The organism is Streptomyces sp. SAS_270 (assembly GCF_052543295.1).
The window spans coordinates 13,713-25,529 of the sequence record NZ_JBMNDS010000004.1; the positions used below are offsets into that span (position 1 = coordinate 13,713).

Sequence of the window (11,817 nt, forward strand, 5' to 3'; positions counted from 1 at the left end):
GGTCACCACCCCGGGCCCCACCAGCCCCGCACGCCTGAAGCCCGAAGCCGGAAGAAGGAAATCCATGTCCACCGACGCCATGACGCGTCCCACGTACGGGAACTGGCGCAGGCCCCGCCGTCCCGGCCTCGGCCCCCTGGGTCTGCTCGGCACCGTCGTCGCCTTCGGCGGACTCCTGGTGGCGCTGCTCGCCTCGCTGGTCTCGCTGGCGGCGGCGATCATCGTCCTGGTCCCGACCGGCCTCTTCCTCGCCCCGCTGGCGCTGCGCACCGTCGACGGGCGCAACGTCTACCAGGTCCTCGCGGTCCGCATCGGCTGGATGCGGCGCAAGGCGAACGGCTCGCACACCTACGTCTCCGGGCCGCTGTCCAAGCGCCCCGGCGGCCGCTACCAGCCGCCCGGGCTGCTCGCGCGCACGAAGATGTACGAGGGCCGGGACGCCTACAACCGCTCCTTCGGCGTGCTCCACCACCCGGGCCGCGGCCTCTACACCGTGGTACTGGCCTGCGAGCCGGACGGCGGTTCGCTGGTCGACCCGCAGCAGGTGGACATCTGGGTGGCGTCCTGGGGCGACTGGCTCGCGCGGCTCTCGCACGAGCCGGGGCTGCGCGGCGCCCAGGTCGTCGTCGAGACGGCGCCCGACACCGGGACCCGGCTGGCCTCCGAGGTGCTGCCGCGGATCTCGCCCACCGCCCCGGCCGCGGCCCGCGCCGTGATGGAGGAGGTCGTCGAGCGCTACCCGTCGGCGTCCTCGGAGATGCACACGTACATCGCCCTGACGTACGGCCCGGCCGGCGGCCCCAAGCGGAGCGTCGACGACATCATCACCGATCTGTCGATGCGGCTGCCGGGACTGCTGTCGGGCCTGGTCGCGGCGGGCGGCGGCTCCGCCTACCCGCTCGCGGCGGACCGGCTCTCCGAGATCGTGCGGGTCGCCTTCGACCCGGCGATCGCCCCGGCCGTCCTCAGCGCCCGCGCCGAGCACTCGACCACCGGCCTGGAGTGGGCCGACGCCGGCCCCGCGGCCGCGGTCGAGACCGTGACGTCGTACCGGCACGACTCGGGTGTCTCGCGCACCTGGATGCTGACGCTGGCACCGCGCGGGACGGTCAGGTCGAGTGTTCTGCGCGGCCTTCTTGAGCCCGCGCCCGGCACCCGGCGCAAGCGGGTCTCGCTCGTCTACCGGCCGATCGACCCGGCGACCTCCGCGCGCATCGTGGAGTCGGACCGGCGCTCCGCGCACTTCATGGCGGGCTCCAAGCGCGGTCTCGTGCAGGCGCGGGCCAGTTCGGAGATGCAGGCCGCCGAGCAGACGGCGGCCGAGGAGGCGGCGGGCGCGGGGCTCGTGGAGTTCTCGATGATGGTGACGGTCACCGTCGACGACGAGGCTCAGTTGTCGGACGCGGGCATCACCGTGCGCAACCTCCAGGCGTCGTCCCGCATCCTGATGCGCCCCGCCGACCGGATGCAGGCCTCGGCCTTCACCTGCACGCTGCCCGTCGGCCTGCTGCCGTGGGAGCACACCCTCGTTCCGTACCAGATCAGGGAGGCGCTGTGACCAAGCAGTCGTCCGTCGTACGTCCGCAAATGGCGCCCCCGCGCGGCTGGTTCGGCCCCGGTGGCGGCCAGGTCGGGCACGTCGACCCGCCCGCGCTGTGGCGCGCGACCACCGTGCAGGCCTGCGGGCTGTGGCCGTTCGCGGCCGGGTCGGGTGCGCCGATGACCGGCGTTCCGCTCGGGCAGCATCTGCACACCGGTGCCACCGTGTGCGGCGACCCCATCTCCTGGTTCACGCGGGCCCGTTACATCTCCAACCCGTCCCTGTTCATGCTCGGCATGCCGGGCCTCGGCAAGTCGACGCTCGTCAACCGGATGCTGATCGGCATGTGCGCAACGGGCATCACCCCGTTGGTGCTCGGCGACCTGAAGCCCGACTACGCCGACACCGTACGGGCGTTGGGCGGCCAGGTGATCTCCATCGGGCGCGGCGTCGGCGGCATCAACGTCCTCGACCCGGGGGCGATGGGCGAGGCCGCGGTACGGATCGGGGGCGAGCGGGGGCGGATCCTGGCCGCCGAGGCGCACGGCCGTGTCCTCAACATGGTCGCCGCGCTCATCACCATCGTGCGCGGCCGGCCGATGGACGACCACGAGCAGTCGGTGCTCTCCGCCTGTCTGCACCACCTCGCGGAGCGTACGAAGCCGGGGCGCGCCCCGCTGCTGCCTGACCTGCTGAAGGTGCTGGACGAGGGCCCGGACAGGGTGCGCGCGGTGACCCTGGACCGCGGCAACCAGGCCCGCTACCAGGAGGCCGTCGACCCGCTGCACCGCTCCCTGCTCGGCGTCCTCGACGGGCCGCTCGGCGACACCTTCGCCTCCGAGACGTCCACCCGGATCGACCCCGCCTCGCCCGCCGTGTGCGTGGACATCTCCCGCATCGGCGAGGCCGACACCCAGCTGACCGCCGCCGCGATGCTCGCCGCCTGGTCCGACGGGCTCGGCACGGTGGCCGCCGCGCACGCCCTCGCGGATGCCGGGCTCGCCCCGCAGCGCTGGTTCTTCACCGTTCTCGACGAGCTGTGGCGCCCGCTGCGGGCCGCCTCCGGCATCGTCGAGCGGATCGACGCGCTGACCCGGCTCAACCGGTCGCTCGGCCTCGGCGACGCGAAGATCACGCACACCCTGAAGGACGCGGAGGCGCTGGGCAGCGAGGCCGACCGGGCGAAGGCGCGCGGCTTCGTCGAGCGCGCCGGGATGGTCGTCTGCGCCGGGCTTCCCCGTTCGGAGATGAAGGACCTCGGCGAGATCGTCGGTATGTCCGAGCGCGAGATGGACCTCGTCTCGTCGTGGTCGTCGCCGCCGGGATGGGCCTCCAGCGGCGGCAACGAGGAGCCGCCCGGGCGCGGCCGCTTCCTGATCAAGGTGGGCGGGCGCCCCGGTATCCCGATCAAGGTCTCCATCACGGACACCGAGCGGGCGCTGCACAACACGAACACACGGTGGTCGGAGGCGGGCAAGACGTCGCTGGCCAAGGGACTGGGCTGAGCGTATCCAGCCCGTCCGGCGTTTGAGGACGAGCGCGACACGGGGGCGAGGGGCGGACCCCCGGAACACGGGACGGGCAGGGGCGGAGGGGGCGAGAAGCCGGCCGTCCGACCACAGCAACCACCACACGGGGAACCCGAGATGACCACACGCAAGCCACAACGCACCTCCGGCGACGACCTCCTCCCCTGGATCGTGCCGGGCGCGGCCCTCCTCATCGGCACCCTCTTCTTCGGCGCCTGGCTCGGCGGCACGCTGGGCGCGGCCGTCAGCGGCGCCGGATGGCACCCGCCGCCCTTCGGCCTCTCCACCCTCGCCACCCTCGTCAAGGAGGGCCCGGCCGAGGTGTGGCCCACGGCTTCCATGACCGCGCTCGCGGCGGGCATGTCCACCGTGTTCGGCGGCGTGGTGGCCGGCGTGGTCGTCCTGATCATGCTGGTACGCCACCGGGTGGCGGGGCCCACGGGCCTGGCGGGCAGGAAGGAGCTGGCCGGCCTGCTCCCCAAGGGCGCGGCGGAACGCTCCCGCCAACTCCGCCCCTCACTCGCCAAGTCGGGCAAGCTGGAGGCGGACGACACCGGCAACCTGCTGGGCAACCTGGACCCGAACGGCCCCGAACTGCGCTCCAGCTACGAGGACGTGGAGCTGGACCTGATGGCGCCGCGCGCCGGCAAGTCCACGTCCATCGCCGTCCCGCGCGTGCTGCGCGCCCGCGGCAGCGTCCTGCTGACGTCCAACAAGGCGGACGTGTACAGCGTGACGCGCGCCGAGCGCGAACGCGTGGGCCGGATCTGGACGTTCGACCCGCAGGGCATCGCGCACACGCCGCGCACCCTGTGGTGGGACATGCTCGCGGACGCGTCCACCATCGAGGGCGCCCGCCGTCTGGCGGGACATTTCGTCGGCGCGGTCAATGACGACGCGTCGAAGCGGGACTTCTGGATCTCCGCGGCGCAGAACACGCTCACCGCGCTGTTCCACGCCGCGAACCGCGGCAAGCGGCAGGTCGGCGAGGTGCTGGCCTGGCTGGCCGACCCCGCGGACCGTACGCCGGTCGACCTGCTGCGCGACGCCGGGATGGCGGCGCTGGCCGACCAGCTCCAGGGCACCGTGCAGGGCGCCGTGGAGACCCGCGACGGCATCTACGAGACCGCCCGTCAGTGCGTGGCGTGTCTGCTCGACCCGGGCATCGCGGCCTGGGTCACCCCGGACCCCGATCTCCCGCAGTTCCTGCCGTCCCATCATGTGCTGTCCCGGGACACGCTCTACCTGCTCTCCAAGGACGGCGGCGGGTCCGCGGCGGGCGTCATCGCGGCGGCCGCGGACTCCGTACTGCGGGCGGGAGTTGTCGCCGCCGAGCGGATGGGCGGACGGCTCGACCCGCCGATGACCGCGGTGCTCGACGAGGCCGCGAACGTCTGCCGGATCTCCGATCTCCCCGACCTGTACTCGCACTTCGGCTCACGCGGCATCAACATCGTGACGCTGCTGCAGAGTTACCGGCAGGGCACCCGGGTGTGGGGCGAGGCGGGCATGGACGCGCTGTGGGGCGCGGCCACCATCAAGCTGCTCGGCGCCGGCCTGGACGACGCCGACTTCGTGGAGAAGGTCTCGCGGCTCGTCGGTGAGCACGACGTGTCGACGGTCAGCTACTCCAAGAGCAAGGACGGGCGCTCCCGTTCGACGTCGTACCGCCTCGAACGCATCCTGCCCGCCGACCGCATCCGTGCCCTGCCCAAGGGCACCGCCCTCCTGCTGGCCACCGGCATCAAGCCCGCCCTGGTCAAACTCCGCCCCTGGTACGCCGATCCGGGCGCCGACCGCATCGCGACCGCGGCCCAGGCCGAGGTCAAGGCCATCACCGCACGCGCCGCCGAAGGGATCATCCGATGACCACCGAGCCCCAGCAGGAGGCGGCTGCCGCGCCGCCCTTCATCCTCTACCTCGACGGCCAGGAGTACGCCGAGGAGATGGGCCGGCTGGCCCTGTGGGTGTCGGACCTGCTCCTGCCCGTCTACGGCCGTGAGGTCACCTCCCAGCAGCCCTGGTGCCCGCGCTGGTGGGAGCACCTGGAGGCGGTCGCCCGGCTGCACGGCCTGTGGCTGGCCTGGCAGGAGCTCACCGACCCCGCGGCGGGCGCGGCCGGCCCCGCCGTCTGGCACCGCGACCATCTCGGGCCCGTGCTCTCCGAACTCCGTTCGCCCAGCGGGCCGTTCGCGGGGTGCAAGGCAGGCAGCCACCGGACGAAGGCGGCGCCGACGGTCGAGCCGTACGGCGTCGGGCAAGGCGTCGAGGCCCCCGTCGAGTCCGGCGCGTACGAGGCCGCCTTCCGGTGACCGTCGGCCGTTCCGCGCCCCTTCCCGCGTCCCCTTCACCCCTCCCTCTGACGACGAGGAACCACCTCTTATGACGGATACCCCGCGCGTCCCGCCCAGCGGCAACGCGAGCGCCCCCTCCCTCCGCGCCTACCTCGGGATCTACGCCGCCGGAATGATCGAGCGCGAGCGGATGATCGCCACCGTGGCTTCCTGGCCGTTCGAGCCCGAGGAGAAGATCGACGACGGGGACACCGAACCGATCCACCAGGACAACACGATGCTCGTGGTGTCCGCCGCCCGCCTGCTCGGACAGCTGACGCGGCAGGACGTGGAGGAGATCCAGCAGCGCATCGCCGCGGCGGACCGGATCGCCGGGAAGGGGCTCCGTCCATGACGACCGACGGACCGGAGACCGGCCTCTCCCCCGAATACCGGGCGCAGTACCGGGAGTTGCAGACCCGTATGTCCCTCGGCGGCGACCTCGGCCCCAGCGACCGGGACACCTTCGGGCAGTTCCGGGAAGGCGTGGTCTGGACCCCCGAGCGCGAGCGCATGCACGCCGCGATCCTCGACGACTTCAAGTCCCGCTGCGAGGGGCTGCCCCGCGACGGCCACGCGGCCCTGTTCACCGCGGGCGCGCCCGGCGCGGGCAAGGGCGGCGCCCTGCGCGGGCTGGCCGAATGGCAGGGCCAGAACGACGAGTTGGGGCGCGCACTGGCCGAGGTGCACGGCGTCGACGTACGCGACTACGTGCACCTCGACCCCGATGAGTTCAAGGTGGCCATCTTCGAGCACGGCGGTGCTCCTCAGGTGCCCCCGCACGTCCAGGAGTTGTCGGACGGGCGGGCCGTCGCACCGGCCGAGATGGCCTCGCTCACCCACCGGGAGTCGGCGTACCTCCTGAGCGTCTTCGAACAGTGGGCCAGGTCCGAGGGACACAACCTCCTCTACGACACCGCTCTGCGTGATGTGGAGCGCAGCGGCAAGCTCCTGGAGGACCTGCGCCAGGACGGCTACACCCAGCGCGCCATGCTGTCCGTCGAGGTGCCCGTCGAGCAGTGCCTGGCCCAGAACGCGAACCGCTGGCAGCAAGGACGCGCCGAGTTCGACGCGGGCCGCGACTGGTACGGCGGGCGCATGGCACCCGAGGGCCTGATCAAGGGCATCTACGCGGAGAGCGGTTCGGGGCGCGGCTTCTCCATCGGCAGGGAGAACGCGGAGAAACTGGTCGAGAAGGGGCTCGCGACGGGGTTGATCACCTCCGAGCGCGGAAACTTCGGCGTACCGGCGGCGACGAGTGCGTCCACGGGCGGTCCAGGGCAGCAGACGGGTTCGGGACAGACGGCGGGTTCGGGGCAGCAGACCGGTTCAGGGCAGCAGACCGGTTCGGGACAGCAGGCCAGTTCGGGACAGCAGACCGGCTCAGGGCAGCAGGCCGGTTCGGGACAGCAGACCGGTTCAGGACAGCAGGCCGGTTCAGGGCAGCAGACCGGTTCAGGGCAGACCGCCCGCACCGGCTCGGTCGAGACGTCGCCGGCCTTCCGGCAGAACGACGCCGTCATCCGTACCGCCGCAGCGGGCAGGCTCCGCTCCGGGTCCGGCACGACCGCCACCCCGGGCGCCGGCAACGGCAACGCCGCCTCCGCCCAGCCGCCGCGCGTTCCACGTCCGGCGCAGGCACCCGGCGGGGGCGGCGGGCCCGCGAGATGACCACCCCAGCGCCACCGAAATCGACACCGGCCACGACACCGGACACGACAGCGAAGACGACACCGAAGACGACACCGAACGGAGCCGGTACCGGTATGCGGTGGACCGTCCACGGCGAGCACACGCTCCACGACACCCCATGGGTACGACTGCGCTCACTCGACGTCGAACGGCCCGACGGCACACGCGGCGACTACCACGTCGTACGGCTGCGGGACCTCGCCGTCACCGCGGCCGTGGACGAGAACCGACGGGTCCTGATGATGTGGCGCCACCGCTTCGTCACCGACACCTGGGCGTGGGAACTGCCCATGGGGCTGGTCGAGGACGGCGAGAGCGCTGCCGGCGCCGCCGCCCGGGAGCTGGAGGAGGAGACGGGCTGGCGGCCCCGCCCGGACTCCCTGCGGGAACTCGTCTACGCCCAGCCCGCGGGCGGAATCACCGACTCCCAGCACTTCGTGTTCCGCGCGGACGGCTGCGTACGTGCCGGGGAGCCCACCGAGCAGAACGAGTCGGACCGGCTGGAGTGGATCCCGCTGACCGACCTCCCCGCGGTGATCACCCGGAAGGAGATCGTGAGCAGTGCCACCCTGGTCGGCGTCATGGCCCTGCTGCTGGACCTCGGCACCCGGGCGGCACCCCACGGAGCCTGACCGCACCGGGCCCGCGGGCCCGCCGGACCCGGGCGGCACCCGGCGGTCCGCCCTGCGCTCAGCCCTGCGGCGGGCTGAACCGGTCGATGCCCGCGAGAATCCGCCGCTTGAGCTCCAGCGCGTCCTCGATCTCCGGGCGCGTGAACCGCGAGGGGTCCTTGGCGTACATCTCCCGGCCGCGCTCCGAGGTGAACCGGTCCTCGGGGATGCGGTCCGCGCCCTCGGGCAGGAACTTGGCGACCTCCTCGAAGGCCGCGATCGCGTACGCGGTGGCCGGCCGGACCTCACGGTGCTCGGCGAGCGGTGTGTTCAGCAGCCGCAGCCCGGAGTCGGTCGACACCTGGTCGCCGGCCCACAGGAACTCGCCCGGGTCGATGATCCGCGAGGGCTCCGCGCCCCCGAAAGCAGGGGGCGTCACCGGCTCCGCGTCCAGGACCACGAACTCGAAGGACCGGGTCCTGCCGCACTGCGCGCACACGCCCTCGTACACCGAGACCAGTTCGCCGCCCCGGTCCACCAGCCGGTGCTGCCGATCGAACGACTCCGCCCCGCACACGCAGGCGTGGAGGTCCATATAGAGATGCGCTTCCTGCATCGAACGTGCGATCAACATGGCATGATCCTACGGCCATCAGGACGCCGAACGGGGGGACGTCTGTGAACCTGAGCAACGACGAGACGCGGCTGCTCGCCGAGGCCGAGGCCGCGCTGCCCGTCGTACTGAGCCGACTGTACGGAGACCGGCTGCGCAGCGGCGGCGTCACCGAGGAGGACGGCCGCCGCTTCTTCTCGCTGAGCGACACCGAGGGCAAGCGTGTCGAACTCCGCCTGGACACGGCCGCGCTGCCCGACCAGGACCGGGCCCGGACCTTCACCAACACCACGACCGACCGGTACGTCGTGCAGCTCTCCGACCGGCTGCCGCCCGAGCAGGTCGGCCGGGTGCTGAGCCGGGAGATCAGCGAACTGCTCGCCGTACGCGACCGCGCCGCCGTGGGCGGTCCGGCCCCGCTGGAGAACCTGCTCGCCTCCGGCGCCACGCTGCCCGACCGGACGCGGCTGTCCGACGCGGACCGCGGCAGGGTGGGCGAGTTCAACTATCTGGCGACCCGGATGAACGACACGGCGCTCGCCGGCGGTGAACGCCAGGAAGCCCGTACGGAGTTCTCCGCGCTGGTCGACAGCTCCGGCCTGCGGCCCAGGAGCCCGATCGGCGGGGAGGGCCACACCGTCGAGCAGTACGCCGCCGACATCCGGCGGGACACCGCGCTCCCGCTGCTCACGCCGGACGCGCGACGCGCGATGGCCGAACTCGCCGTGCCCGCCGAACGGTTGGCCGTGCCGGACGCCCAGGCCCTGGTCGAGGTGCGCGCCCGCGAGACGACACAGGCGGCTGCGCCCGCCGCGGACCCGCCGTTCCCCGTGCCGGGGCTGCGCTCCGACGGGACGCCCGTCCCCGGCCCGGAACTGGCCGCGGCCGCCGCCACCGCCGCGGAGCAGCGCACCGCGCTCAGCACACAGACCCTCGACCAGCTCCGGGCCGAGCAGGCGATGCTGCCCGAGGGCCGCCACCCGCAGCGCGAGATCATGATCGGCGGCGGTGCCGCGCTCGCCGGGCGCGACCCCTTCGTCACGCTGGTGGACGCGCGCGGGCGGTGGCATGTCGACCCGATCGAGGCCATCGTCCAGTCGGCCGACCAGGTACGGCACCTCAGGGAGAGCGGGATGGGCGACCCGTATCAGGTCGCCCAGCCGCAGGAACGGGTTCCGCTCGGCGCGCTCCAGATGTGGGAGGACACGGCGGCCGCCCGCGGTCCCCTGGTGGATGGCAAGGCCTCGCTGGGGATCGGTGCGGAAGGCCGCCTGATCGCCGAGATCAGCCCCGGCGACGGCTCACCGCCGGTCAAGATCGAGGTCCAGGGCTCCCCGCTCGTCGCCACCGGCATCCCTCCCGAGATCATCCCCGGCGCGAACCGTCAGGTGCCGACCGTGCCCGAGGCGACCGCGGTCATCGCCGAGCACCTGAGCGCCGCCGGCACGCCCGAGGCGCTGGCCACCCGGGACCGGCTGCTCGCCCTGCCCGAGGGCGAGGGCCGCGCCGCGACGACGCTGGCCGCGCTCTCCGAGCCCGCCGTCGCCGGTGCGCTCGGGGCGGCCGCCGATCCGCGGCTGGCCGGGGCCACCGAGACCCTGCGAGCCACCGCGGCCTGGGACGAGGCGCGCAGCGCGGCTCCCGGCCGGGTTCTCATGGGTGACGAGGTGGGCGACGGCGACTACAACCCGGGGGCCGCGAACGAGTGGCTGATCGCGGGCGTCGGCGGCGCCGCCATCGCCAACGCCGAGATCATCCTGCAGGCCAATCCCGACGCCCGGGTTCTGATGGTCGGCAAGGACGCGCCGTTCGTGCTGCACAACGACGCCCAGTACACGGCGCTGCGCCGTGCGCACGACGCCGAGTACGGCGGTGACGGTCGGTTGGTGACCTACTCCGACCGGCGCCTGGGCGAGGTCGGCACGGTGCCCGGTCCGGACGGGCAGGTGCGGCTTGCGGCCCTCGACAGCGGGGGGAATCCGCTGGGCATCGAGGGCGACGCCTACGTCGCCTGCCTCGGCCGGGTCTCGCGGCTTCCGGAGACCCTGGAGTCCGTCGAGACCTGGGCCCGCGAGAACGGCGGCCAGGTCCAGGGGGAGCTCCTCTTCGACAAGGACCGCCAATACCTGGGCTACCGGCTCGACTTCGAGGCCGGCGACCAGAAGCACACGGTCGACGTGACGGGCGCCGCGTCCCGCATGCTCCCGGGCAACGTCTTCAGCCGCGACGACATGGCCCGCCTCTCCCTCCTCGACGCCAAAACGGCCCCAGCAGAAAGCGGCAACGTAGCCGCCGGCTTCATGGCCACCGCCCTCCAGGGCTCCCACCTTGCCAAGCACCGGTCAGCCGAGGGCGGCCCGGGCGACGGCCCGACCCCGGGCGACGGGCCGCCTGCGCCGCGGGGTCCTTCGGGGCCTGCGGCTTCGGGGCCGACGCCTTCTGAGCCTGCGGCTTCGGGACCTGCGCCCGCGGGGCCTGCGCCGTCGGCGACTGCGGCTTCGGGGCCGGCGCCTTCCGAGCCTGCGGCTTCGGGACCCGCGCCCGCGGGGCCTGCGCCGTCGGCGACTGCGGCTTCGGGACCAGCGGCTTCGGCGCCTGCGCCTTCTGAGCCCGCGGCTTCGGGACCTGCGGCTTCGGGACCTGCGCCGTCGGGGACTGCGCCCGCGGGGCCCGCGGCTTCGGCACCTTCGGGGCCGGCACCGGCCGGCCCGACCGCGGGGGGCCCGGCCGCAGGCTCGGGCTCCACGAACAACCCGCCCGCGCCCTCGGCGCCCGCACCCGCCGGGCCCGCACCGTCGACCCCCGCACCCGCCCCTGCGACAGCCAAGGCTCCGAGCCCCGCCGGCCCGACACCGGAAGGCCCCGCGGCAGGCTCGGGCAACGCCAACAACCCGGCCACGACCTCAGCGCCCACAACACCCGCCGGGCCCGCACCAACCGGCGCGGGCTCCACGAACAACCCGGCCACGCCCTCGGCGCCCGCACCCGCCGCGTCCCCGCCCTCCGGACCCGCGTCTTCGGGACCCGCACCCGCCACCCCCGCGACCGGCAAGGCGTGGACCACCCCCGGCCCGACGCCGGAAGGCCCCGCCGCAGGCTCGGGCAACGCCAAGGGCCCGGCCGCCGCCTCCGGTGGCGCGAACAGTCCAGCCGCGGCTTCGGACGGCACGAACAGGCCGGCCGCAGGCACAGGCGGTACGACCGGCCCCGCCGCAGGATCAAGCAGCGCAACCAGCCCGGCTGCCGTTCCGAGCGGTGCGAGCGGGCCGGTCAAGTCTTCGGGCGCGGCGGGGGCAACCTCGGGCAGCCCGGGCGCGGCTTCGGAGGGTGGTGCCGCGCCGGCCGCCAATCCCGTCGCCGGAGCCGCCAGGCTCCAGTCGACACGTCGCTCAGGCGCGCCCGGGGGGTCGTCCGCGGCCTCCGCCACCGGCCCGGCCGCGCAGCCGCCGCGCGTTCCCCGACCGCAGCCGCAGGCCGGCGGCGGACCCGCCCGGTGACC

9 protein-coding genes are annotated in these 11,817 nt (G+C 73.8%); 8 read left to right on the forward strand and 1 reads right to left on the reverse strand.

Going from position 1 to position 11,817, the window contains the following annotated elements; translation table 11 throughout:
* Positions 1-64 precede the first annotated feature (64 nt).
* The 7 genes from ACN6LB_RS03955 to ACN6LB_RS03985 all read left to right on the forward strand — a co-directional run bounded on the left by ACN6LB_RS03955 (position 65) and on the right by ACN6LB_RS03985 (position 7,726).
* Positions 65-1,558 (forward strand): SCO6880 family protein, encoded by a 1,494-nt coding sequence (locus ACN6LB_RS03955; RefSeq protein WP_356140966.1) that lies wholly within the window; start codon positions 65-67, stop codon positions 1,556-1,558.
* A gap of 29 nt (positions 1,559-1,587) precedes the next feature.
* Entirely contained in the window at positions 1,588-3,045 is a 1,458-nt protein-coding gene (locus ACN6LB_RS03960) for an ATP/GTP-binding protein (protein WP_445024709.1), read from the forward strand.
* A 141-nt stretch (positions 3,046-3,186) separates the two neighbouring features.
* Positions 3,187-4,938 carry a type IV secretory system conjugative DNA transfer family protein gene (locus ACN6LB_RS03965; protein ID WP_445024576.1) on the forward strand — a complete coding sequence of 584 codons (1,752 nt, stop codon included), beginning with the start codon at positions 3,187-3,189 and terminating at the stop codon, positions 4,936-4,938.
* Complete coding sequence (locus ACN6LB_RS03970; protein ID WP_356140960.1) at positions 4,935-5,381, forward strand: DUF4913 domain-containing protein; 447 nt, start codon at positions 4,935-4,937, stop codon at positions 5,379-5,381. Before ACN6LB_RS03965 ends, ACN6LB_RS03970 begins: the two co-directional genes overlap by 4 nt.
* A gap of 70 nt (positions 5,382-5,451) precedes the next feature.
* Entirely contained in the window at positions 5,452-5,757 is a 306-nt protein-coding gene (locus ACN6LB_RS03975; protein WP_356140958.1) for a hypothetical protein, read from the forward strand.
* The gene (locus ACN6LB_RS03980) at positions 5,754-7,073 is read left to right on the forward strand and encodes a zeta toxin family protein (RefSeq protein ID WP_445024577.1); all 1,320 of its coding nucleotides are present in this window, start codon (positions 5,754-5,756) and stop codon (positions 7,071-7,073) included. The genes ACN6LB_RS03975 and ACN6LB_RS03980 overlap by 4 nt, the downstream gene beginning before the upstream one ends.
* A gap of 95 nt (positions 7,074-7,168) precedes the next feature.
* Positions 7,169-7,726, forward strand: coding sequence for an NUDIX hydrolase (locus ACN6LB_RS03985; RefSeq protein WP_445024578.1), 558 nt, complete (start codon positions 7,169-7,171; stop codon positions 7,724-7,726).
* A gap of 58 nt (positions 7,727-7,784) precedes the next feature.
* On the opposite strand, the gene ACN6LB_RS03990 is transcribed toward ACN6LB_RS03985, so the two are convergent.
* The gene (locus ACN6LB_RS03990; RefSeq protein WP_356140952.1) at positions 7,785-8,339 is read right to left on the reverse strand and encodes a hypothetical protein; all 555 of its coding nucleotides are present in this window, start codon (positions 8,337-8,339) and stop codon (positions 7,785-7,787) included.
* Positions 8,340-8,383: 44 nt separating this feature from the next.
* Here ACN6LB_RS03990 and ACN6LB_RS03995 point away from each other — a divergent pair, with 44 nt between their 5' ends.
* The gene (locus ACN6LB_RS03995) at positions 8,384-11,815 is read left to right on the forward strand and encodes a hypothetical protein (protein ID WP_445024579.1); all 3,432 of its coding nucleotides are present in this window, start codon (positions 8,384-8,386) and stop codon (positions 11,813-11,815) included.
* Positions 11,816-11,817: the final 2 nt, after the last annotated feature.

Coding starts and splice junctions, on each gene's coding strand:
- ACN6LB_RS03955 (WP_356140966.1), top strand. CDS start 65: ATGTCCACCGACGCCATGACGCGTCCCACGTACGGGAACTGGCGCAGG.
- ACN6LB_RS03960 (WP_445024709.1), top strand. CDS start 1,588: ATGGCGCCCCCGCGCGGCTGGTTCGGCCCCGGTGGCGGCCAGGTCGGG.
- ACN6LB_RS03965 (WP_445024576.1), top strand. CDS start 3,187: ATGACCACACGCAAGCCACAACGCACCTCCGGCGACGACCTCCTCCCC.
- ACN6LB_RS03970 (WP_356140960.1), top strand. CDS start 4,935: ATGACCACCGAGCCCCAGCAGGAGGCGGCTGCCGCGCCGCCCTTCATC.
- ACN6LB_RS03975 (WP_356140958.1), top strand. CDS start 5,452: ATGACGGATACCCCGCGCGTCCCGCCCAGCGGCAACGCGAGCGCCCCC.
- ACN6LB_RS03980 (WP_445024577.1), top strand. CDS start 5,754: ATGACGACCGACGGACCGGAGACCGGCCTCTCCCCCGAATACCGGGCG.
- ACN6LB_RS03985 (WP_445024578.1), top strand. CDS start 7,169: ATGCGGTGGACCGTCCACGGCGAGCACACGCTCCACGACACCCCATGG.
- ACN6LB_RS03990 (WP_356140952.1), bottom strand. CDS start 8,339: ATGTTGATCGCACGTTCGATGCAGGAAGCGCATCTCTATATGGACCTC.